This window comes from Plantibacter sp. VKM Ac-2880 (assembly GCF_015351235.1).
GTDB lineage: Bacteria > Actinomycetota > Actinomycetes > Actinomycetales > Microbacteriaceae > Plantibacter.
In genome coordinates, this window is record NZ_JADKSJ010000001.1 from 2,213,475 (window position 1) to 2,235,181 (window position 21,707).

General features: G+C 70.7%; 15 protein-coding genes and 7 tRNA genes. 11 read left to right on the forward strand and 11 right to left on the reverse strand.

The features are described 5' to 3' along the window. Nucleotides 1-23 precede the first annotated feature (23 nt). The 3 genes from ITJ57_RS10660 to ITJ57_RS10670 are packed head-to-tail and all read right to left on the reverse strand — an operon-like array spanning nucleotide 24 to nucleotide 5,804. Nucleotides 24-3,410 carry an ATP-binding protein gene (locus tag ITJ57_RS10660; protein ID WP_194669983.1) on the reverse strand — a complete coding sequence of 1,129 codons (3,387 nt, stop codon included), beginning with the start codon at nucleotides 3,408-3,410 and terminating at the stop codon, nucleotides 24-26. Beyond that, nucleotides 3,407-4,255 carry a DUF4194 domain-containing protein gene (locus ITJ57_RS10665; RefSeq protein ID WP_194669984.1) on the reverse strand — a complete coding sequence of 283 codons (849 nt, stop codon included), beginning with the start codon at nucleotides 4,253-4,255 and terminating at the stop codon, nucleotides 3,407-3,409. Before ITJ57_RS10665 ends, ITJ57_RS10660 begins: the two co-directional genes overlap by 4 nt. A gap of 1 nt (nucleotide 4,256) precedes the next feature. Next, nucleotides 4,257-5,804: a DUF3375 domain-containing protein gene (locus ITJ57_RS10670; protein ID WP_194669985.1), complete on the reverse strand. Its 1,548-nt coding sequence runs from the start codon at nucleotides 5,802-5,804 to the stop codon at nucleotides 4,257-4,259. 148 nt (nucleotides 5,805-5,952) lie between these two features. Here ITJ57_RS10670 and ITJ57_RS10675 point away from each other — a divergent pair, with 148 nt between their 5' ends. The 3 genes from ITJ57_RS10675 to ITJ57_RS10685 are packed head-to-tail and all read left to right on the forward strand — an operon-like array spanning nucleotide 5,953 to nucleotide 9,598. After that, the gene (locus tag ITJ57_RS10675; RefSeq protein ID WP_228506585.1) at nucleotides 5,953-6,705 is read left to right on the forward strand and encodes a triacylglycerol lipase; all 753 of its coding nucleotides are present in this window, start codon (nucleotides 5,953-5,955) and stop codon (nucleotides 6,703-6,705) included. Further along, on the forward strand, nucleotides 6,702-8,381 hold the full coding sequence (locus tag ITJ57_RS19385) for an ATP-grasp fold amidoligase family protein (RefSeq protein WP_228506587.1): 1,680 nt from the start codon (nucleotides 6,702-6,704) through the stop codon (nucleotides 8,379-8,381). The genes ITJ57_RS10675 and ITJ57_RS19385 overlap by 4 nt, the downstream gene beginning before the upstream one ends. Then, nucleotides 8,378-9,598: a glycosyltransferase family 4 protein gene (locus ITJ57_RS10685; RefSeq protein WP_194669986.1), complete on the forward strand. Its 1,221-nt coding sequence runs from the start codon at nucleotides 8,378-8,380 to the stop codon at nucleotides 9,596-9,598. Before ITJ57_RS19385 ends, ITJ57_RS10685 begins: the two co-directional genes overlap by 4 nt. On the opposite strand, the gene ITJ57_RS10690 is transcribed toward ITJ57_RS10685, so the two are convergent. The 4 genes from ITJ57_RS10690 to ITJ57_RS10705 are packed head-to-tail and all read right to left on the reverse strand — an operon-like array spanning nucleotide 9,529 to nucleotide 13,713. Beyond that, nucleotides 9,529-10,410, reverse strand: a complete 882-nt coding sequence (locus ITJ57_RS10690) for a glycosyltransferase family 2 protein (RefSeq protein WP_228506589.1) — start codon at nucleotides 10,408-10,410, stop codon at nucleotides 9,529-9,531. The two genes, ITJ57_RS10685 and ITJ57_RS10690, sit on opposite strands and share 70 nt — an antisense overlap. After that, nucleotides 10,407-11,441 (reverse strand): glycosyltransferase, encoded by a 1,035-nt coding sequence (locus ITJ57_RS10695; RefSeq protein ID WP_194669987.1) that lies wholly within the window; start codon nucleotides 11,439-11,441, stop codon nucleotides 10,407-10,409. Before ITJ57_RS10695 ends, ITJ57_RS10690 begins: the two co-directional genes overlap by 4 nt. Further along, on the reverse strand, nucleotides 11,438-12,580 hold the full coding sequence (locus ITJ57_RS10700) for a glycosyltransferase (RefSeq protein WP_370582330.1): 1,143 nt from the start codon (nucleotides 12,578-12,580) through the stop codon (nucleotides 11,438-11,440). Before ITJ57_RS10700 ends, ITJ57_RS10695 begins: the two co-directional genes overlap by 4 nt. Further along, nucleotides 12,577-13,713: a glycosyltransferase gene (locus ITJ57_RS10705; RefSeq protein WP_194669988.1), complete on the reverse strand. Its 1,137-nt coding sequence runs from the start codon at nucleotides 13,711-13,713 to the stop codon at nucleotides 12,577-12,579. The genes ITJ57_RS10700 and ITJ57_RS10705 overlap by 4 nt, the downstream gene beginning before the upstream one ends. Nucleotides 13,714-13,959: 246 nt before the next feature. On the opposite strand from ITJ57_RS10705, the gene ITJ57_RS10710 reads away from it, so the two are divergent. After that, nucleotides 13,960-16,386: a phosphoketolase gene (locus ITJ57_RS10710; protein ID WP_194669989.1), complete on the forward strand. Its 2,427-nt coding sequence runs from the start codon at nucleotides 13,960-13,962 to the stop codon at nucleotides 16,384-16,386. Here ITJ57_RS10710 and ITJ57_RS10715 read toward each other — a convergent pair. Then, complete coding sequence (locus tag ITJ57_RS10715) at nucleotides 16,383-17,264, reverse strand: ADP/ATP-dependent (S)-NAD(P)H-hydrate dehydratase (RefSeq protein ID WP_194669990.1); 882 nt, start codon at nucleotides 17,262-17,264, stop codon at nucleotides 16,383-16,385. The two genes, ITJ57_RS10710 and ITJ57_RS10715, sit on opposite strands and share 4 nt — an antisense overlap. Further along, a complete protein-coding gene (locus ITJ57_RS10720; RefSeq protein ID WP_194669991.1) occupies nucleotides 17,251-17,991 on the reverse strand; it encodes a histidine phosphatase family protein in 741 nt (246 codons plus the stop codon). Before ITJ57_RS10720 ends, ITJ57_RS10715 begins: the two co-directional genes overlap by 14 nt. Before the next feature lie 166 nt (nucleotides 17,992-18,157). Here ITJ57_RS10720 and ITJ57_RS10725 point away from each other — a divergent pair, with 166 nt between their 5' ends. Further along, on the forward strand, nucleotides 18,158-19,759 hold the full coding sequence (locus ITJ57_RS10725; RefSeq protein WP_194669992.1) for an MFS transporter: 1,602 nt from the start codon (nucleotides 18,158-18,160) through the stop codon (nucleotides 19,757-19,759). A gap of 90 nt (nucleotides 19,760-19,849) precedes the next feature. On the opposite strand, the gene ITJ57_RS10730 is transcribed toward ITJ57_RS10725, so the two are convergent. Beyond that, nucleotides 19,850-19,922: transfer RNA gene (locus ITJ57_RS10730), tRNA-Val, on the reverse strand. Nucleotides 19,923-20,087: 165 nt separating this feature from the next. Between ITJ57_RS10730 and ITJ57_RS10735 the strand changes: the two genes are divergently transcribed. The 6 genes from ITJ57_RS10735 to ITJ57_RS10760 all read left to right on the forward strand — a co-directional run bounded on the left by ITJ57_RS10735 (nucleotide 20,088) and on the right by ITJ57_RS10760 (nucleotide 20,941). Further along, nucleotides 20,088-20,159, forward strand: a tRNA-Gly gene (locus ITJ57_RS10735). Nucleotides 20,160-20,219: 60 nt separating this feature from the next. After that, nucleotides 20,220-20,293: transfer RNA gene (locus ITJ57_RS10740), tRNA-Cys, on the forward strand. Between the two features lie 57 nt (nucleotides 20,294-20,350). Next, nucleotides 20,351-20,425 (forward strand) — tRNA-Val (locus ITJ57_RS10745). 225 nt (nucleotides 20,426-20,650) lie between these two features. Next, nucleotides 20,651-20,722, forward strand: a tRNA-Gly gene (locus ITJ57_RS10750). A gap of 56 nt (nucleotides 20,723-20,778) precedes the next feature. Continuing rightward, nucleotides 20,779-20,849 (forward strand) — tRNA-Cys (locus tag ITJ57_RS10755). Nucleotides 20,850-20,869: 20 nt separating this feature from the next. Further along, nucleotides 20,870-20,941: transfer RNA gene (locus tag ITJ57_RS10760), tRNA-Val, on the forward strand. Nucleotides 20,942-21,015: 74 nt separating this feature from the next. On the opposite strand, the gene ITJ57_RS10765 is transcribed toward ITJ57_RS10760, so the two are convergent. Then, nucleotides 21,016-21,699, reverse strand: coding sequence for a lysoplasmalogenase (locus ITJ57_RS10765; RefSeq protein ID WP_194669993.1), 684 nt, complete (start codon nucleotides 21,697-21,699; stop codon nucleotides 21,016-21,018). Nucleotides 21,700-21,707: the final 8 nt, after the last annotated feature.

Consider the following 21,707-nt stretch of genomic DNA (forward strand, 5'->3'; position numbering starts at 1 on the left):
GCGGTCGCCACCCGAGCTCCGGGTCACCCAATCCGTTCGAGCGGCTCGACGGGCTCGGCACGCTCGATCTCCGCCACCCAGGCGTGTCGTGTCTCCGGGTCCTTCCGGATGGACAGGAGGCGATCCATGTAGGGCTCGAGCGCCGTCACCTTGTCGAGCGGGGCGCCGATCACGAGCTGGAACCCGAGACGGAGCCAGGCGACCACGGCCCGGCCGGCGAACTCCGAGTCCGCCTTGATGAAGCCTTCGTCGAGCAGGACAGGCGCGAACCGCGGCCGCGGCCGGTCCTCGTCACCGAGCTGGTAGCGGAGGGCGGCACCGACGATGAACGCGACGAGCTCCTGGGTCTCGCCACCACTCTTGTCGCCGAGCGAGGAGTAGACGCTCACATCGCGACCGGAGGTGTCGTACCGCACGGCGGTGATCTCGACGTGTCGACGGACGTCGAGCACCTGGTCGCGGGTGGACGCCGAACTCGAGGTGGCGGCGGTGTCCCGCATCGACTCCATGAAGCCGCGCAGGCGCTGGAACCGGCCCTCCAGGGCGTCGTCGTCGAGCTCGGCGGTCACCTCGCCGGAGAGCGCCCGGAGCTCCCGTCGGAAGGAGGCGGCCTCCTCGCGGTGCACCCGGCGGAGGACGATCTTCAGCCGGTCATGCGCGGGCCCGAACGGGAGGTCGCGCAGGATGTCGTTGACGGGGACGAGCCGGTCCTCGATCTCCTCGACCGCGCTGTCGAACGCGCTGCTGAGGGGCACGAGGTCCTCACCGCTCCACTGGGACAACCGGCGGCGCCACTCCTGGCGGCGCTCGGGCAGGCCGGTGCCGAGGATGCCGTCGAGGATGGCGCGGTAGTCCCCGTAGGACTCGAGCGTCGTGCCGAGGTTGGGGTCGTGCCAGATCGACTGGTAGTGCTCGAACACGTGGACCTGGGCGAGGGCGGCCTGCTCCGCCAGGCGCACGGCGGCGCTCAACTCGTCACCGAGACGGGTGCGGAGCCGTTTCATCGCGTCCGCGAAGCCGGCCAGGGAGGGGACGCCTCCCGCGGCGGCGAGGGCGGCCTCGATGCGTTCGACGTCATCGGCCGAGACCTCGTCGACGCCGGAACGCTCGAAGCGGTCGATCACGGTCGTCGCCGCGTCCTGCTGGTCGACGAGCGAACCGTGTTCCTCGTCCAAGCGTCGGACGCGGTCCTCGGCGGGGAACCGCTCGGCGTTCGCGGCATCGAGTTCGCGCTGGGCGGCCGTCACCGAACCCTGCAGCTCCTGCAGCACGTCGCTGGCGTCGAGCAGACGTTCGAGGTCCGCCGTGGCGGCATCCCGACGCGCTGCGGCTCCGTCGACGTCGATCCGCGACCATTCGCTGTCGAGGCGGTAGCGATGGGCGGCACGCTCTGCCTCCCGGCCCGCCAGGCGCCGCTGGACCGCGGCCTGGCGACCGGCGATGAGCTCGAGTCGCCCGCGGAGCTCGGCCATCTCGGACTCGATGGACGCTATCCGTGCCTCGTTCGTGAAGCCGAGGATCGGAGCGCCGCCGGGATCACCGTGTGAGCCACGACGTCCGTCGCGCAGCTGGCCGCTGGCCGTGACCCGTCGGCCACCTCCCGAGAGCTGGGACGGCGAGTCGACGCATCGGGCGTCGATGCGGTCCGACGTCACCCGCTGCTCGACCCAGGCACTGAACGGCGAGGCCTTGTAGGTGACGCGGCCTGAGACGAAGGCGGGATCACCCGGCGCCGGAGCCGTGCTCGCGCCGAGCCGCGCCCCCTCGAACTGCAGGCGGACCGGGATGCGCACCGCGTCGATCGCCCGCCCGAACGCGTCGAGGTGGTCCTCGTCGACCAGCACCGTCCTGGCGAGTCCGTGCAGGGTGACCTCGATCGCCGGACGCCAGGCGGCGTGCGTCGGCGCCACGTCGATGAGCTCCGCGACGAACGGCAGCTGCTCCGGATCGAGTCCGGCGGCTTCGGCCAGCGCGAGTCTCGCCCGGTGGAGCCGATCGGGCACCGCGCCGTCGCGACCACGGAGCGACTGCAGCTCGAGCCGGAGTTCGGTGTTCCGCTCCTCGAGCGGGAACGCTTCGCGGTGGAGCTCGGCGCGTTCGGCCTCGATGGCCTCGAGCGCCGCGTCGTCGTCGTCGAGGAACTCCTCGCTGCGGCTGAGCGCCGCCACGAACGAGGCCTCATCGGAGAGCGGTTCGTCGAGGGGTTCGGTCCGCTCGTCGAACAGGGCTCGCGCCCGGACGGCCTCGGCGTGGGCCGCTTCCGCCGCCTCGCGACGTTCCTCCGCCCGGCGCAGCGCACTCCCGCCCTGCTCGGACACCTGGCGTTCGAGCTCCCGCACCCGGATTCCGGCGGCGGTCGCCCTGGCTCGAGCCGCCTCGAGGGTGGCACTGGCGGCGAGCTTCTCCCGGCGGTTCCGAGAGACGGCCTCGTCGAGCAACGCCTCGTGCGCGCGACTGCGCCACACGGCGAAGGGCGTTTCGCCGTCTTCAGCGAAGCCGAGCCGCTCGAGTTCGGCTGCGGCCCGGTGTCCGTCCTCGTAGTCCCGGCGGAGTTCGCCGAGCCGTTCCAGGACCCGCGCCTTCCGGCTCTCGGTCTCCATGGCGAGGTAGGCCTCGCCGAGCGCTTCGAAGTGGGAGAGCGCGCGATCGGCCGCCTCATAGGTGCTCGGTCGCTCCAGCACCATCGACTTGTACAGTCCGTCGACCGTGGGCAGGTGCTGCCCGGCCTGGATGCGCGCCAACAACCGCATCGCACGGCCGCCGTCACCGCCGGCGCCGATGCCGAGGCGGGTGTGCAGCGTGTAGGACAGCTCCGCGTAGGTGTCGCGGACGACGAACCCGGGGATCCGACCCTGGAGCTCGCCGGCGTCGAACCGCTTGGCGACGAACGCCTCGAGCTCGGTGAGGTCGAAGGGTCCGTCGACCGTCGCCATCGTCATCGACAGGTCGCCGGTGCGGAGCGCGCGTCGAGGGACGAGGTACGCGCGGACGACGGTGAACCGTCGGTCGTCGTCGTTGAGGAAGGTCACCGCAACGGCGCCCCAGGTGAGTTGCTCCGATCCACGGAGGTTGATGTCGCGCATGGCGCCGGTCTGCGGGTCCCTGGCCGAGTCGACCTTGCCGCGCAGGTAGGTCAGCAGGTTCCGCTGGTCCGGGTTGCGCGCTCGTCCCACGGCCGCATCGTTCGATGCCCCGTTGAACGGGACGTCCGACGGCATCATGACCGCGAGATACGCGTCCATGAGTGAGCTCTTGCCGGTGCCGGACGCGCCGGAGATGAGCGTCGCCCGTGAGGCGAAGTCGACCGAGCGGTACCCGTCGAACCCACCCCAGTTGATGAGCTGCATGCGCTCGATGCGCCACTGCTCGACGAGGTCGAGCAGTGTGTCGGTGTCGGTGGGGCGGCTCATCGTCCGTCCTCTCCTGGTCGTGACGCGGTCTCCGGAGCCAGGTCGTCCGGGTCGTCCTCGTCGGGTTCGGCGTCGTCGTCTCCGTCGGTGGCTGCTGCCCCCGGACTGGACGGCGTGTCCGGCTCCTGCTCGGATTGCGATGCATCGGCCGCGGGCGTCTGTGTCTCCAGCCACTCGAGCAGCTCCTGGAGGCGTTCGAGCGGGAGGAGCGTCTCGACGACGGAGGCGATGCGATGACGACGGGCGTCCTTGGTGCGGAGGAGGACACGGGCGGTCAGGAGCTTCTCGATCGCGCGCTCCACCCGGCCGTCGTCGCGGGCCCGGTCGGTGGCGTGCTCGGGGCGGAAGCTCGCAACGAAGCCGAGGAGCTCGTCGTGCTCCACGATGGCGGCGCGAGCGCCGTTCGCGAGTTCGGTGCGCAAGCGGGTGCGCAGGTAGACGAGCAGGATCGTCTCCTCGCGACTGTAACTCGTGTCGTGGAGCAGCGTCGGGAACGGACGCCGGCCGCTCTCGGAGCCGGCCTGGCGTTTGAAGGCGACCTCGGCGGACCGGTCGACCACGAGTTCCAGGAACAGTTCGTTCAGCCGCGATCCGAGCAGGGCCTCCGACTCGAGGATGGTCCGCCATTCCGCCGGTTGCAGCGCCGGGCTGACGTACCGGTGCTTCAGCAGGGCGACCAGCGCGCGGCGCTGAGCGGCGTCGAGTCGACCTTCGTCGCCCTCGAAGAGCGCGAACGACTCGGCGTCCGAGGGGCGGTCCGGCGTCGCGACCGGGACGGCTCCGAGGTCGCCGTCGGTCGCCGCGTCGGCCGATCCGCTGAGGTTGGGTTCCGGTTCGATAGTCATGTCATTCCGTTCCGCGCGACGCGCGATCGCGGGCCGCCGTGGTCGAGGTCGTCGTGGCCCGGGTCAAGCCGGTGATGCCGGTCTCGTCGAGGGGGAAGGCCGGAAGGTCGAAGGCCGCCGTCGTCCCGTCGGGGCGGACCGTCTCATAGCGGCGTCGGGGACCCGCCTCGTCGTACGCGCCGAGCTGCGTCATCAGATGGACCAGACCGAACAGTTCGACGGGGCGCCGCAACTCGGGGTCGAGCCCGGTGAACGCCGTGTGGGCGTCCGAGGCTCCGGACGTCGCCGCCGCGAGGAGCCCCGCTCTGAGTTCGTCCAGGAGCGGGCCGCCCTGGGATCGCAAGGTGTCGAGCGACATGGACGCGACGTCCGTCCGTTCCGGCGCCGTGGTGATCGGCGGGGGAGCGGCCTCGACGTCGGGGTCGTAGAAGCGCTCACGCAGGTGTTCGACGTCGATCGCCTCGGGGAGCAGCGGCACGTCGACCGTCGCGCGGGGACCAGCGGTCCGCATCCAGATGCCGAGTCGTTGGTTGAGCGCGCGCAGCGTCGTGTCGAGCTCGCGGTCCTGGACGACGTCGTGATGGACGATGTGGTCGCGGAGCGTCGCGGTGAGCCGACGCCGCTGTGCGAGGACGTCGTCGATGCCCTGCCGGATGATCCCGACGGCGCCGCGGAAGCCCCGGAGCTCCGCCGGGCCGAGGCGGGAGGAGAAGGGGTGGTCGAGGATCGTCGAGAGGTCGCGTTTGAGGTCCTGCAGCAGCTCGTCGTTGCGCAGCAGCTCGAACGCACCCTCGAACGCTCGACCCTCGGCGGTGGCCGTCATCAGTTCGTCGGTGCGTCGGAGGTAGTCGTCGAGGATCTCACCGATTGGCCGGGTGTCGTTCCGGAAGTCCTCGACGATGCGCCGGTGCATCGCGATCACGGACTCCTCGACCCGACGGAAGTCGCTCGGGAGCTGGCGGATGAGGTCGGCGATGTTGGCGTAGCCGTCGTGCATGCGGTCGTCGCTCGCGGCGACGACCGTCCCACCGGCCGCGACACGCTCGCGCTCCGCCTGGAGTTCGGCGAGTTGAGCGTCGATGCGCCGCAGATGCTCCTCCCGATCGGGGTCGGCCTGCAGCGCCCAGCGACGGACGGAGTCGAGGATCATCGTCAGCCGCGATTCGCTGATCAACGCCCGGTCGTGCGCCAGTCCGTCGACGAGCGACACCGCCTCCAGCGCGTGTGACGTGAGCGAGTACTGCTCCTCGCCGTCGTCGGTGCTGGTGCGGACGAGCCACTGATCGTGCACCCACTCCCGGCAGAGGGTCCGGCCACCACCGCGCTCGTCACCGCCGGCCGGGATGCGGGCGCCACGGGCTCCGAGCTCCGCGAGATACTCCTCCACCTGCAGGTGGAAACGATCGGCCGCGACGAACTGGACGTCCCGACCGAAGGTGGTGCGGAAGATCGCGACGACGGCCGGCGCCGTTGGACGACTCAGCAAACGGATGGCTGGCCGCTCCAGAGCGTTCCGGACACGGTCGAACTCGCCGTCGATCTCTCCCACTGCGCTCCTCGATCGTCCGGGCACACGAACACCCCGAGGCCACTGCAGGAGCAAGATTATCAGCGTCGCGCCCCGCTCGACGGCCAGCGGGGTGGAGCAGGGCCTCCTGTCAAGGTCCGCGGCCGTGCCGAGCGCCCCCGATACGGTGATGGGATGGGAACAGGTGCACGCCCCGGCCTTCGGCGGGGAGACGATTGAGGCGGACGGCGGTGCGACGGTGATCCGGTCCGCACTGCGGACGCTCGGCTGGTGGATCCGCGACTACGCCTACGCCGTCGTCTGGCAGGTGCGGGCGTTCGTCAGCCGGACGGACCCGCACGGGTTCCTCTCCGGCGACCGATCACCCGTCGTCGTCCTGCCGGGCGTCTTCGAGACCTGGCGCTTCCTCGAGCCGCTCATCCGTCGCCTCCACGACGACGGTCACCCGGTGCACGTGATCGACCCGCTCGGGCGCAACGACCGGACGGTCCCGGTCGCGGCCCGCCTGGTCGCCGACTACCTGGAGGCCACCGACCTCGAGGACGCGGTGCTCCTCGCACACAGCAAGGGCGGCCTCGTGGGGAAGTACGTCATGTCGCTCGGCGGAAGCGGCGACCGGATCGCCGGGATGCTGGCCGTCGCCGCACCGTTCGCCGGATCGCGCTACGCGAGGCTCATGCTCCTCCCGAGTCTGCGGATCTTCATCCCGAACGACCCGACGATCCTCGCCTTGACCCGCGAGGCGGCCGTGAACCCGAGAATCGTGTCCGTCTACGGCCGCTTCGACCCGCACATCCCCGGAGGAAGCCGACTCGACGGGGCCAAGAACGTGCAGCTGGACACCGGCGGCCACTTCCGGATCCTCGCGCACCCTCGGGTGTTCGCCGAGGCACAGCTACTCGCCGATGGAGGGGAAGCATGACGATCGAGAGCACCGACCTCGAGACCGTGACGGTCGACGTGGTCGTACCGGTGAAGGACGACGCCGCGCTCCTGCGCCGCTGCCTGCGCTCGCTGCGGGCACAGGACACCCAGCCGGCGTCGATCATCGTCGTCGACAACGGCAGCCTCGACCGGGCAGAGGTCGCCGCTATCGCGGAGCGGTACGGGGCCGTCCTCATCGACGAGCCGGTGCCCGGCATCCCGGCCGCCAACGCAGCCGGGTTCGACCGGGCGACGGCGACCGTCGTGGCGAGGCTCGATGCGGACTGCGTGCCACCGCCCGACTGGCTGAGCCGGATCGCCGAGGCTTTCCGGGCGGAGCCCGAGCTCGACGCGCTCACGGGACCGGCGACGTTCATCGACGGTCCTCGTCCGCTCCGGGCGCCGCTCGCGGCCGTCTACCTCGGCGCGTACCGACTCCTCGTCGGCGCGGCCCTCGCGCAGACGCCGATCTTCGGATCCAACTGCGCGATCCGCCGGGCGACGTGGGACGAGATCGCCCACGCGGTGCATCGCCACGATGCCGAGTTGCACGACGACCTGGACGTGTCGGCTCACCTGGGCCTCGACCGACGCGTCCGCTACGACCGGGAGCTCGGGATGGGGATGTCGATGCGCCCGTTCAGTGATGCCGCATCGCTGGCGGTCCGTCTCCGTCGTGGGTGGACGACGTTACGGGTGCACTGGCCGCAGGAGTTGCCGATCGTCCGATGGGCGCATCACACCGTGCGGTTGCATGCGGCGGTGACGGCGGCTCCCACCGGGTCGCCGAGCGTGCGCTGGCGGGAACGCAGCGCACTCGTGCTCGCCGCCCGACGCTGGCGCACCCGTCGGCCGCAGACCTTCCGGGAGAAGGTCCGGTACAAGATGCTCCGCGACCGGCGGCCGATGATCGTCACCTTCGCCGACAAGGCCGCCGTCCGCGAGTATGTCGCCTCGCGCATCGGCTCCTCGGCGCTTCCGCAGGCGTACGGGGTCCTCGACGATCCACGCGCGCTGCGCGAGCTGGACCTCCCGGAGTCGTACGTGGTGAAGCCGACGCATGGGAGTGGCGCGGCCATCGTCGTCTCGCCGGCGGCCTCGGCCGATACCCGGCTGCCCACCGAGCCCGGTAGCTGGGTGTACCGACACGTCCGTCCTGAAGCGGTCAGCCGCGATGCACTCGTCTCCATCGCCGACGGCTGGGTGGCCCAGCTGTACGGACAGGGACCGAACCGCGAGTGGGTCTACGGCCAGGTGCCACGGCGGATCATCGTCGAGGAGTTGCTGACCGGACCGGACGGCGGCATTCCCGACGACTACAAGCTGTTCGTGTTCCACGGACGCTGCCGGTACATCCAGGTCGACGCCGGCCGGTTCGGACGCCGGACCCAGGACTTCTTCCGACCGAACTGGAGCCACCTCCCGATGAGCGGCGGCCCGCCGTGGGCCGATCCGGAACCGCAGGCGCCCCAGCGGCTCGACGAGATGATCGGGATGGCCGAACGGCTGGCGGCGGGAACCGACTTCGTGCGGGTCGACCTCTACGACCTCGGTGATCGGATCGTGTTCGGCGAGCTGACGAGCTACCCCGCCGGTGGCGACAGCCCCTTCGACCCCGAGTCGTACAACGCGGAGTTCGGCTCCTGGTGGACGGTGCCGAGGCGGTACCGATGACCGAGCCGCTCGGCGGGCCGCGTCGGCAGCGCTGGCTCGTGGCCACGACGGAGTACGCGGGGCTGACGAACTACACGGGTGGGATCGGACGGCACTATGCGGCGCTCCTCCCCGCGCTCGTCCGAGCCGGGGTCGACGTCGACCTCGTCGTCTGTGCCGACGGCGGGCTGTCGACCGACGTGGACCTCGGCGGTGTCCGGCTCGTGGCGACCGCCGAGACCCTCGGACGGTCTTCGCGCGTGCGCACGATGATCCGGAACGCGCGGGTCGTCCGCCGGGCGTACCGACGACGGCGATACGACCGCGTCCTCCTGCCCGAGTGGAGCGCCCTCGGATCGGCGCTGCCGCGGTCGGCACCGCTCGTGACCAACCTGGCGACCAGCCTGCGGTTGTCCAACCGGATCTCGGGGTTCACCCTCCGGGACTTCCCAGCGGCCGACCGCTTCGCCGTGGTCGTCCAGGACGCGCTCGAGACCCGCCAGATCACCAGGTCCGCCGCCCTCGTCGCGATCTCGACCGCCATGCTCGCCCGGACGCACGACCTCGTCGGCGACCTGCCGCCGTTCGTCGTCGTCCGCAACTGCATCGACGTGGCAGCCGTCCGGATCGCCGCTACGACTTCCGCGCTTCCCGAGCGATGGCCGTCCGGATCGGCGCCCACTGTGCTCTTCCTCGGACGACTCGAACGACGCAAAGGGGTCGTCGAGGCGGTCTCGGCCTACGCCAGACTCGTGCAGGACGCGCCGGACGCCCGCCTCGTCCTCGCCGGAGCCAGCGGCGACGGCCGGTTCGAACCGCAGGTGGCCGCGCTCCTCGACCTGGTCCCCGCTTCGGCACGCGGCCAGGTCGTCTGGCTGGGACACGTGCCAGGGGACGAGCTGTTCCGGGCCGTGGCATCGGCATCCGTGGTGATGTGCCCGTCGCGGTGGGAGGGGTTCGGGAACGTCGCACTCGAGGTACGGACGATCGGAACACCGCTCGTCGTGACGTCCGGCAGCGGGTACGACGACTTCTGCACCGACGGCGTCGACTGCTCGATGGTGCGGCCCTGCGACGTCGGTGCGCTCGCCGAGGCGCTCCGTGAGATCCTCCAGGACCCGGTCGCCGCGAGGCACCGGGCATCGGTCGCGGCGCAGACCGTCGACCGTTACGCGCCCGATCCCGTCGCCAGGGATCTGGTGGCCGCCGTCGACGGACTGCTCGGCCGGGCCGGCTGAACGCGGACCCAACCACCGCCGACGTTCCGCACGGCTCCGGCCTCGGCGAACGCCTCCAGCCACCCCGTCATGGGCCACGTGCCCCATCGCTCGGCGAAGCGGGCTCCGTTCCGGAGGATGTCGTCGAGGTGCTGCCACGGTGGGCGTTGCGTCTCGTGGTACTGGTGATAGGCGTGTGCGCCACCGACCCAGACCAGCGGTGTTCCCACCTCGCGGAGGGCGAACGCGAAGTCGGTGTCCTCGCCGCCGTACCCCTCATACCCCTCATCGAACCCGGCGGTCGCGGACCAGGTCGCGGCACTGGTCGCGAAGGACAACGACCAGAACAGCGGGTATTCGTCCGCCGTCGCGACACGTTCGTCGTCCGCCGGGGGATCCGGTCGGGCCGGATGGGGCGCGGTCGCGGCGGCCAGTACGCGCACATCGGAGACGTTTGTCCCCGGCTGGAGGTAGGTCACCGGCCCGCAGAGCACGGCGTCGACGTGCCGGTCGGACGCCTCGCGGTAGCGGGGGAGCAGCGCCGGTCCGGGGACGCAGTCCGCGTCGAGGAACACCAGGAGCTCGGCCCCGTGCTCGATCGCGAGCGTCGCACCGGCGTTGCGGCCGGCCGCCAGTCGCAACCCGTCCGGTCCGGGCGGGACATGGAGCACCCGCTCGGCGTCGAGGTCCGGTGGTTCGTCGTGACCGATCCAGACGACGACGCGTTCCACCACGTCCGCCGACGTGCCGATCGATGCTCCGACGGCCTCGAGCTGACGTTCGAGGTGTAGCAGCCTCGGGCTCGAACACATCGTGACCACGGCGATCCTCATCGGTCTCCTCCGGACGGCGCGTCGGCGGCGACGGCCTCGATGACCGCCGCCGCCCGGCGAGCCGCACCGACCACCTGCCATCGGTCCCAATCGGGTTCGAGCGTCGCTGCGCGGTCGACGAGGCCCGGCCACTCGTCGGGATCCGGCCAGCCGTCCGGGACGATCGCCAGGCCGGCCCGCTGGAGGGCCAGAGCCGTCGTCGCCTGTTCTTCGAACGGCCGTTCCTGCGGGACGACCACGGCCTTGGCTCCGACGGCGGCGAGGTCGGCGACGGCGTTCTGACCGGCCCAGGACACGACCACCTCGGCGCGGCACAGCGCGTCCCACGGGTCGTCGGCCCAGACGGATCCGGCACCGGCACCGAGGGATGCCCAACGACGCCCGCTTGCACGAGCCGCGGCTTCGATCGCTTCGACCGAGACCGCGCTACCGCCCGCCCCGCCGAGGAGCAGCACGCCGCTCCGCTCGCTGCCCGGGCGCGGACGGTCGCGACCCTCGAACCGGCTGATCCCACCGGTGTGGACCACCTTGTCCTGGACGGGCCGGAGGTGGTCGAGGTCCAGCAACCCGGCCGGCCACGGCGCGATGATCCGCGACGCAGCGCGGAACGCCAGGGTGTGTGGTGGGTCGTCGCGTCGGCCCGGCTGCGCGATGACCACGGTGGCGACGCCGAGCAGCCGGGCGAGCAACACGACCTCGGCCGACACGTCGACCACCATCGTGTCGATGCGTCGCCGTGCGAGCGTCTCGGCGATGGTCGCGAGACGCGCTCGATGCCCGACGTGTCCGAGCGGCGCCCAGTGGAGCAGTCCGTCGGCGGTCGGGTCGGACTCGTCCGGCCGCGGTCCACCCTCCGGTACCTCGTCATCACGGTCGAGCCGCACCCAGGTGCAGTGCTGCGGAAGCGCGTCAGGGCGCGGAAGCGAACTGAAGCAGACGACGTCGGCGTCGAGGTGGGGGAGGACGGCGAGCAGTCGCGTGACATGACCCCGACCATGGTGGTGCACGTACCACCCGATCAGCGGCCTCACGAGGTCAGCTCGTCGACACGCCCAGTGCCGAGCACGGGCGAACCGGCCAGGAGCGCGTCGAAGTGGCGTTCGAGTCGGCTCACCCGGGCTTCGAGGGAGAACCGCGCGAGGGCCGACGCCCGGATCGTGTTCCGGAACCCGCGATCCAGTTCCGACTGCCTGATGAGCCCGTCGACCCGGTCCGCCATCGCGGCCAGATCACCGGCGGCGACGACCTGCATGCCAACGCTCGCCTGTGCGATCTCCGGGACGCCACCGACGGCGAAGCTGACGACCGGCGTCCCCGTCATGAGTGCTTCCGGCGCCACGAGCCCGAACGGTTCCGCCCAGGCCGGCGTCGACACGGCTGCGGCGCTGCGGCCGACGAGTGCGGCGAGCCGGGTCGGTTCGAGGGGGCCGACATGGCGGACGTCGCGACCGAGCAGAGGCGCCAGGACGCGCTCGGCGTAGGCCGGATCACCGACCCGGCCGGCGATGACGAGGCGTCGTCCGAGTCGCCGCGCGACATCGACCGCGAGGTGCGGTGCCTTCTCCGCGACGATCCGGCCGAACCAGACGAGGTCCTCACCACCACGTCCTGCCGGCCATGCCGTCGGATCGATGCCGTTGAGCAGCACCTCGGACTCGACACCCGCGTCCGCCCAGGTCCGTCGGGTGTACTCGCTCACCGACAGGAATCGGCTTCCCGCAGCACCGGAACGGTTGGCCGCAGCAGCCACCGAGGCGTCGACCGGGGTATGCAGCGTGGTGATCATCGGGACGCCCAGCCGGGGTGCCAACTCCACCGGGAGCGCGTCCAGGCAGTGGTTCGAGACGACGTCGTACCGTCCCGGTCGGGCGGAGACCGCCTCGAGCGCACGCCGGAGCGCCGGGATCGAGCGTGTCGCGTGGCTCGGCGGGTAGCGCTCGTCGTCCGGCGAGGCCCAACGCGGCCACCGCAGTTCGGGGAGCTCGAAGGCGCTGCCACGCTCGACGAAGTCGGATCCGCGGACACCGATGAACGTCACCTCGTGGCCCCTGGCCCGCAGCGCCGCCACCTCCGACCAGACGGCGGATTCGAGTCCGCCGGCGTGCGGGCGCCGGATGGGGAACCGCAGCGGGGCGACGACGACGACGCGCAGTCGGCGACCGGCCGTCACGAGGCCCGCTCGGCGAGGACCCGGTGGTACACCGCGAGGTGGGCGGCGACCCCGTCGGCATCCGTGGTGGCGCGGCGGGAGCGACGCTCCGCCACGGCGGTGAGGCGGTCGGGGGAACCCGGACGGGTCGTGCCCTCCGCCTGCACGAGGTCGTCGAGGGCACGCTCCAGAGCGGCGGCGTCTCCCGGGCGATAGGCGACGACGGTGTCGTCAGCGTGTTGCTCGGCGTACTGCCCGACCCCGTCCGGGACCGCGACGGGGACGGCGAGGTCCCAGCAGAGCTCGAGCCAACCGGAGTGCGTGCCGTGACGGTAGGGGAGGACGCAGACGTCGAGTCGGCTGAGGGCGATGGCGAGTCCGTCGTCGTCCAGACGTTCGTGCTCGATGAGGAGGGCGGCGTCCGACGCCGCCGCGAGCCGCCGGACCGCGTCCCGAGCCTCCCGATCGCGGACGGAGTGGTGCAGCCGTACCTCGGCGACGACGGCGGTGCCCTTGGCACGGAGTCGCCCGACAGCGTGGAGGAGCGTGGTGACGGTGCCGACCGCGTCGACGTTGGGACGGAGGTCCTTCAGGTGGACGCCGACGCGGATCTCGGCGGAGGCCAGGACGGCCGGGACACGGACCTCGTCCGAAAGCAGCGACGGGTGCCGGATGACGGTCGCGTCGCGACCCCAGCGCTCACGGATCCCGTCGGCGGCACCCTGCGTGAGGGTCACCAGGGCGTCGGCACCGCGGACGAGCTCGTCGAGCTGGTCGTCGTAGGCTGCCTGCTCCTCGAGCTGCGGGTGCTCGAGGTCGTGCACGGTGTACACGACGGGCCAGCCCACCTCGTGTGCAGCCGCGAGGCACGCGGTGACGTACCCGGGTGGGAAGGATTCCGTCCCGAAGTGGATGTGGAGGAGGTCCGCCTCGGCGGCGTTCGCTCGGATCCACGCCGGGTCGAGGGCGACCGGTGGCCACCAGACACCGGCCGGTGCGCCGTCGACCGGCGGATCGCTCAGCACCTCGATCTCGGTCGACGCGGAGATCCGGCGGACGTAGGGGTGCGCCGCCGGTACCGACACGACCCGGATCGGGCGGGTCGAGGGTTCGGCGACTCGGGCCCCGGGATGTGGCGTCACGATCGACTGCATGGCGGAATCCCCTGTTCGACTGCGGGCGCGATGCGCACGGATATGACGGCGTATGAACACGCCGTCATCCGACGATAGGGCCGATGATCAGACTGCCCTGGACCCTTGACGCGGCAGCCCCGCTGCACCACCATGCCGCCGACGGAGCGACGGGTCGGACCGGGGCCGCCGAGCCGGATGCCTGCACGCCGTTCCGCGCGAGCGCCACCCCTGTCGTCCGATCCGGGATTCTGGGACGGTTGGACGATGACGCATGATGAACAGCACGCATCACCGACCGGCTCCTGGCCATCGCGGGAGGGCGGAGCACCGGTGTCGGACGCGACCCTTTCGCAGGTCGACGCCTGGTGGCGTGCCGCGAACTACCTGTCGGTCGGGCAGATCTACCTGCTCGACAACCCACTGCTCCGGCGCCCGCTCGAGGCGGGCCACATCAAGCGCCGGCTGCTCGGTCACTGGGGGACCGCTCCCGGTCTGAACCTCGCCTACGCCCACCTCAACCGGGTCATCGTGGAACGCAGGCAGTCGGCGATGTTCATCGCCGGACCCGGTCACGGTGGTCCGGCGATCCTCGCGAGCGCCTATCTGGAGGGCACCTACAGCGAGATCTACCCCGACGTCGCCGAGTCCGAGGCGGGCCTCACCCGCTTCTTCCGGCAGTTCAGCTTCCCGGGCGGGGTGCCGAGTCACGCGGCACCCGAGACCCCGGGGAGCATCCATGAGGGCGGCGAGCTGGGATACGTCCTCAGTCACGCCTACGGCGCCGCCTTCGACAACCCCGACCTCCTCGTCGCCGCGGTCGTCGGCGACGGGGAGGCGGAGACCGGCCCGCTCGCGACGAGCTGGCATTCCAACAAGTTCATCGACCCGATTCAGGACGGCGTGGTCCTCCCGATCCTCCACCTGAACGGCTACAAGATCGCGAACCCGACGCTCCTGGCCCGCATCCCGCAGGCCGAGCTCGACAGCCTGCTCCGCGGGTACGGTCACGAGCCGTTCTTCGTCGAGGGCGGCTTCGACGGCGAGGATCCCATGCACGTGCACCGGCGCCTGGCCGAGGTCCTCGACGTCGTGCTCGACCGCATCGCGACGATCAAGGCCAGAGCCGCTGCGGGGGACACCGAGCGGCCCGTCTGGCCGATGATCGTCCTGCGCACCCCGAAGGGGTGGACCTGCCCCGAGGAGATCGACGGGGCACAGGTCGAAGGGACCTTCCATGCGCACCAGGTCCCGCTCGCGAACGCCCGCGACACCGAGGAGCATACGGCGATCCTCGAGGCCTGGATGCGGAGCTACCGGCCCGAGGAGCTGTTCGACGAGCATGGGGCGGTGATCACCGAGGTGCGCGCCCTGGCACCGCGCGGGAACGCCAGGATGAGCGCGACGCCGCACGCCAACGGCGGCCTCCTGCGCACGGACCTCGACCTGCCGCCGATCGACGACGCCGCGGTCGTCTCCGCAGCGCCCGGCGCTGTCGATGCCGGCGCGACCGGTGTCCTCGGCCACTGGCTCGCCGACGTCATCCGACGGAACCCGACGAGCTTCCGGATCTTCGCTCCCGACGAGCTCGCCAGCAACCGACTCCAGGCGGTGTTCGACGTCACCGAGCGCCAATGGAACGCGGAGACCGTCCCGGGAGACGAACATCTGGCCCGCGTCGGCCGCGTGATGGAGATGCTCAGCGAACACCAGTGCGAGGGCTGGCTGGAGGGCTATCTGCTGACGGGCAGGCACGGTCTCTTCACCTGCTACGAGGCCTTCATCCACATCGTCGACTCCATGTTCAACCAGCACGCGAAATGGCTGAACGGCGCTCGTGCACTGGAATGGCGTCGCCCGGTGGCGAGCTTGAACTACCTGCTCACGAGCCACGTGTGGCGTCAGGACCACAACGGGTTCTCCCATCAGGATCCTGGGTTCATCGACCACGTCGTCAACAAGAAGCCGGGCGTCATCCGGGTCTACCTCCCATTCGACGCGAACACGCTCCTCGTCGTCGCGGAGCACTGCCTGCGGAGCACGGACGAGATCAATGTGATCGTCGCCGGGAAGGACGTCGAGCCGGTCTGGCTCGGCGTCGACGACGCGCGTGAGCACTGTGCCCGCGGGCTCGGTGTCCTGCCCTTCGCCGGCTCGGAGCGCCCGGGGGAGCAGCCGGACCTCGTGATGGCCTGCGCGGGGGACGTCCCCACCCTGGAGACGCTGGCCGCCGTCAGCATCCTCCGGGAGCGCATCCCCGGTCTCGCCGTCCGCGTCGTGAACGTCGTCGACCTCATGCGGCTCATGAGTGAGGACCAGCATCCCCACGGCATCTCGGACGCGGAGTACGACAGCGTGTTCACCACGGATCGGCCGGTCGTCTTCGCGTACCACGGGTACCCGTGGCTCATCCATCGGCTGACCTACAAACGCCACGGACACGAGCAGTTGCACGTCCGCGGGTACCTGGAGAACGGGACCACGACCACGCCGTTCGACATGGTGATGCTCAACCGGATCGACCGCTATTCGCTCGTCTGCGACGCCATCGACCGGACTCCCGGGCTCGGCGAACGGTACGCGGAACTCCGCCAGGAGATGCAGGACGCCCGGCATCGTGCACAGGAGCACACGCGCGAGTTCGGTGAGGATGCGCCCGAGATCACCTCCTGGCGCTGGCCGGTGGTCTCCTAGGGGGCCTCGTCGCTCGAGCGGTCGAAGGACTGCAGCAGCATCGGGAACTCGTCGGCGAACTCACGGGCGAGGGCGCCCAAGGGTCCGACCCGTTCGGCGACCTGATCGCCGGACGAGGCGTGGAGCACGGTGCCCCAGCAGCTCGCCGCCAGCGGGGAGAGTCCTCTCGCAGCGAGCCCAGCGATCGCTCCGGCGAGGACGTCTCCGCTCCCGGCGGTGCCGAGGACCGGGCCGCCACCGGGCGCGACGAAGTCCTGACGCCCGTCCGAGATCCGTCCCTGGCAGGTGACGGTGGCACCGTGGCGTCGTGCCAGCTCGCCTGGCGCGGTCTCGGGGTCCGCCTCGTCGACGTCGAGCAGGATCGCCGCCTCCGCGACGTTCGGAGTGAAGACGAGCCGGCCCTCGAGCCCCGTCGAGAACTCGGGGAGGTGCGAGAGCGCCCCGAGGCCGAAGGCGTCGAGGATCACGACCGTCTCCGCGCCCAGCGACGGCCGGATCCGCCGGAGCAGGGCGACGGCTTCATCCGCGTCGTCGAGGCCGGGGCCGAGCAGGACGCAGTCGACGTCCAGTTCGTCGTCGAGACGGTCGACGGCGTCACCCCGGACGGCTCCGTCGGTGGTCTCGGCCAGGCCGATCACGCCCGCCTCCGGGAAGGCCACGGCGAGCGCGGACGCCGCCGACTCACCGACCGCGAGGGTGATCCTGCCCGCACCGACCCGCAATGCGGCGAGCCCGGCCAAGGCGACGGCCCCAGGGGTCCTCCGAGCTCCGCCGACGACGAGCACCGATCCGCGATCGTCCTTGGACGAGCCGGGATCAGGAAGCGGCCAGGCGGCGAGCGCGCCCGGCGTGAGGGCGACGGGTTCAGTGGTGGACATCAGGCACCCCCGCGTGCTCGGTGACCGCGACCAGCTCCTGCTGCAGATGGGCCGTCGCGTTCGCGGCCCGCGCTCGCCAAGCCCGACCGTCGTGGACCAGGTGGGTGAACGAGGCGTTCGGGGTGGGGCGCAACGCCGCCTCCTCGAGGACGCGGTGTTCGTCCCACCCCTCGCACACGTAGCGGAAGAGCGAGATCACGGCGTCGTGGCAGACCACCAGGGCGCGAGTGCGGTCCGGGTATCGGTCGAGGTCCCGGACGAACGAGCGGATGCGGAGCGCCACGTCGGTCCACGACTCACCTCCCGGCGGCCGGTAGTAGAACTTCCCGAGGAAGCGCCGTCTGGCGGCCTCGTCCGGGAATTCGGCATCGACGCCGAGTGAGGTGAACGTGTCGAGGATCCCGAGGTCGCGGTCGCGGAGTCGTTCGTCGATGAGCGGGCGCAAGCCGTCGGCGTCCATGGCGGCCGCGCGGAGGGCGACGACCGCGGTCTCGTGGGCGCGTCGGAAGGGCGAACTGAACACGATGTCCGGGTGGTCCGTCGGTGCCAGACCCGCCAGACGGGTGCCGACCGCGGCGGCCTGTTCCACCCCGAGGGGTGACAGCGAGACGTCGGCGTCGCGATCCGGGACGGCGATCCGGTGAGCCCCGGTGCGTTCGGCTTCGTGTGCTGCGACGTTGCCGGCGCTTTCACCGTGGCGGACGAGGATGAGTTCCGTGATGGCCATCCACCCACGCTAATCAGCCGTTCTCCGCGGTCACACACCTTGACGATTCGCCGATGATCCGGCATGGGCCGAGGTCGCGGGCCGCTGGTGGAGTCGGATCTCGGTTCATCCGCGTTTGCGACAAAGCGACGATGCACGACCGACGAGCGCGTCCTATCGTTCGACCATGCCTGCACCTTCTGCAACCCCACCCGCGCAACCGTCGGCATGGGCACCCATGGCGATCACCGCCTTCAGGGTGCTGTGGTTCGCCCAGTTGGGCAGCAACATCGGGACCTGGATGCAGACCGTCGGAGCCCAGTGGTACCTGGTCGAAACCGCTGCAGGAGCGGCGGTGATCGCCCTCGTGCAGACCGCGAGCCTCGCACCGGCCATCCTGGTGGCCCTCCCGGCCGGGGTCCTCGCGGACTCGCTCGACCGACGACGACTGCTGATCTGGGGGTCGTCGGCGAGCGCCGTCCTCGCAGCCGCCCTCACGGTGGTGGCGGCGACCGGTGCACTGACCCCCTGGACGATCCTCGGGTTCACCTTCCTGCTCGGCATCACCTCCACCCTGACATCGCCGGCGTGGCAGGCGATCCAGCCGGAGCTCGTGCCCCGCAACCTCATCGCGGCGTCGTCCGCGCTCGGTGGGGTGACGGTGAACGGTGCTCGCGCGGTCGGTCCCGCCCTGGCCGGCGCCGCGCTGTCGGCCTTCGGCGCGCCCGTCGTGTTCGGGATCAACGCGCTGAGCTTCGTCGGGGCCGTGATCGCCCTCGTGTGGTGGAAGCGGCCGGCGCAGACCGGTCTCGACGACCGCGAGCGGTTCGGCGCCGCACTGCAGGCGGGGGTCCGCTACGTCGCTTCCGCGCACCTCGTCCGCCGGATCCTGCTGCGGTCCGCACTCTTCGCCCTCCCGGCCAGCGCACTCTGGGCGCTGCTGCCCCTCACCGCGAAGCGGCTCCATCTCGATTCGAGCGGGTACGGCTTCCTGCTCGGCGCGCTCGGCCTCGGTGCCGTCCTGGGCATCTTCGCCCTGCCGCTCGCTCGACGCCAGTTCTCCGACAACCTCGTCATCGCGGCGAGTGCGCTGCTCTTCGCCGCGGGGTCGCTCGCGGCGGCGTTCCTGCCAGTCGTACCGACCCTCGTCCTGCTGGTGCTCGCGGGGCTGGCCTGGATCGGCACGCTCACCGTGCTGAACGCCGCCCTGCAGCTCACCCTGCCGCAGTGGGTGCGGTCCCGCGGAGCCTCGATCTACATCCTCGTCTTCATGGGAACGATGGCCATCGGGTCGATCGGTTGGGGACTCGCCGCGCAGGCACTCGGGACGTCGGTCGCCTACGCCGCTTCGGCGGTCCTGCTGCTCCTCGTGGCGGTCAGTGTGCGGGTGCTGCCCCTGCTGCCGGGAACGGGCACCATCGACCGCAGCATCACGATGTCGTGGCCCACGCCCACGCTGGTGTTCGAGCCGCAGCCGACCGACGGGCCGGTGCTCGTGCAGATCTCCTACACGGTCCACCCCGACTCGCTCGCCGCGTTCCAGACCGCGATGGGTCGCGTCGAGAGCTCCCGTCGCCGAACCGGCGCATCCAGATGGGCCCTGTACCGGAGCGGCGAGGTTGCCGACGTGCAGCTGGAGACCTTCATGGTGCCGTCGTGGGGGGAGTTCCGGCGGCAGGAGACGCAGCGTCTCACCGGCCGCGACCGCGACATCCGTTCGGCAGCGTTGGAGCACACCGAGGGCGAGCCCGTCGAGCGACACTTCTTCCCGAGCCGGACCCACGCATGACCGGAGGCGGAGGCCGAGCCGGAACGGCCTGCACCCGCGGGGACGGGTGCTGACCAACGAAAAAACTCCTGGCGGACCAGGAGTGTGCTGTGGGCGATACCGGACTCGAACCGATGACCTCTTCCGTGTGAAGGAAGCGCGCTACCAACTGCGCCAATCGCCCGCAGGTCGTTCGCACCGGGGTGCCGAACAGCCGCGAGTCACGATACTAGCCGATGCCGAGTGTCGAACGCACATCGGCCACGCGCACAGCGCGGCGTGCGCGCCGGTTTGAACATCGGTCCCGCTTTCGGCTAGAGTCGTTCGAGCACGCAGTGATGCGAGCAATGCGGATGTGGCGCAGTGGTAGCGCATCACCTTGCCAAGGTGAGGGTCGCGAGTTCGAATCTCGTCATCCGCTCGAGTGTCAGTGGTGTCGTTCCGTGAGGAACCCCATTCGGCAGTGTGTTCGGTCACACATGGTGGCGTGGCCGAGAGGCTAGGCAGCGGCCTGCAAAGCCGTCCACACGGGTTCGAATCCCGTCGCCACCTCCACTCGGTAGCATCGGTTCCATCAGCAACATCCCGGCGTCGTGTCCACACACGCCACCCGGGCGATTGGCGCAGCGGTAGCGCGCTTCCCTGACACGGAAGAGGTCACTGGTTCGATCCCAGTATCGCCCACCAGCATCACGACGGCCCCGGACGAACACGTCCGGGGCCGTCGCCGTTTCCCCACATCGCCCGCCGCCGGAGACTCGGCACCGCACCGCGACGCGCCCGGAAACATCGATTTTCACCCGCGTTTTTCCCCGGAACATCAAGGATCCTGGTGACTCGCCGAGGCGGACGTGTCACCAGGGGGCTCGAAGATCGGCTAGAGTTTCCAAGCACCCGGAAACGGGTGTGAATGCGGATGTGGCGCAGTGGTAGCGCATCACCTTGCCAAGGTGAGGGTCGCGAGTTCGAATCTCGTCATCCGCTCGAGTGTCAGCAGGATCGTGTGAACGTCCCGCTCGACAGTGTGTTCAGTCACACGTGGTGGCGTGGCCGAGAGGCTAGGCAGCGGCCTGCAAAGCCGTCCACACGGGTTCGAATCCCGTCGCCACCTCGGTACAACACCACTCACCTGGGCGATTGGCGCAGCGGTAGCGCGCTTCCCTGACACGGAAGAGGTCACTGGTTCGATCCCAGTATCGCCCACAGGAACACGAAGGGCCCGAGCGATCAGCTCGGGCCCTTCGTGTTGAACCCCGACGCACGGGTCGGATCTCCGCTCAGACGGAGACGACCGACCGTTCGCGGCGGCGCAGGATCTCCGCGACACCCCACACGATAAGGCCCTGGCCAGCAGCGTAGGTGGCCATGATGATCTCGTCCGCCGCCCAGACCGTGACCGCGGGGACGAAGCGGTCGAGCCCGATCAGCGAGTCCGAGACCAGGAACAGCGCACCGCCGACGGCGATCGTCGGCGTCGTCATCGTCGAGGCCGCCGCCATGGCCCCGATCACGATGGCGTAGAGGACGACCGCCGGATAGAGCGCCCCCATGTCCTGCTGGCTGAGCAGTGCGACGCCGGCGACGAGCCACACCAGGTACACGAGGGCCCAGACGGGCGGACGCTTCCTGGTCCGCAGATGCCGGACGAAGAGGACGACGTAGCCGGCCTGCGCGAGCATGAAGAACAGGATCCCCACGCCGAACGCGAGTTGCCCCGGGATCATGAGGGCGATGTCGCCCGCCCAGCTGCAGAGGATCGCGACGAGCGCGGTGACCGCAGCGGCCGTCAGTCGTCGGATCGACCAGACGAGCGCCAGCGCGAGGACCAACATGATGAACGGCTTCGTGAGGAGCGACAGCCACTCCTGGCCGGAGGCGAGGGCGACGATGTGCACGAGGGCGACTGCGGGCAGTGCGGCGAAGAGCGCTGTCGCCGCCCCGGTCCTCTGCCCAGCCGTCATCAGCGCCA

Coding starts and splice junctions, on each gene's coding strand:
- ITJ57_RS10660 (WP_194669983.1), bottom strand. CDS start 3,410: ATGAGCCGCCCCACCGACACCGACACACTGCTCGACCTCGTCGAGCAG.
- ITJ57_RS10705 (WP_194669988.1), bottom strand. CDS start 13,713: ATGCAGTCGATCGTGACGCCACATCCCGGGGCCCGAGTCGCCGAACCC.
- ITJ57_RS10685 (WP_194669986.1), top strand. CDS start 8,378: ATGACCGAGCCGCTCGGCGGGCCGCGTCGGCAGCGCTGGCTCGTGGCC.
- ITJ57_RS10715 (WP_194669990.1), bottom strand. CDS start 17,264: ATGTCCACCACTGAACCCGTCGCCCTCACGCCGGGCGCGCTCGCCGCC.
- ITJ57_RS10665 (WP_194669984.1), bottom strand. CDS start 4,255: ATGACTATCGAACCGGAACCCAACCTCAGCGGATCGGCCGACGCGGCG.
- ITJ57_RS10765 (WP_194669993.1), bottom strand. CDS start 21,699: ATGACGGCTGGGCAGAGGACCGGGGCGGCGACAGCGCTCTTCGCCGCA.
- ITJ57_RS10675 (WP_228506585.1), top strand. CDS start 5,953: ATGGGATGGGAACAGGTGCACGCCCCGGCCTTCGGCGGGGAGACGATT.
- ITJ57_RS10720 (WP_194669991.1), bottom strand. CDS start 17,991: ATGGCCATCACGGAACTCATCCTCGTCCGCCACGGTGAAAGCGCCGGC.
- ITJ57_RS10725 (WP_194669992.1), top strand. CDS start 18,158: ATGCCTGCACCTTCTGCAACCCCACCCGCGCAACCGTCGGCATGGGCA.
- ITJ57_RS10710 (WP_194669989.1), top strand. CDS start 13,960: ATGACGCATGATGAACAGCACGCATCACCGACCGGCTCCTGGCCATCG.
- ITJ57_RS19385 (WP_228506587.1), top strand. CDS start 6,702: ATGACGATCGAGAGCACCGACCTCGAGACCGTGACGGTCGACGTGGTC.
- ITJ57_RS10690 (WP_228506589.1), bottom strand. CDS start 10,410: ATGAGGATCGCCGTGGTCACGATGTGTTCGAGCCCGAGGCTGCTACAC.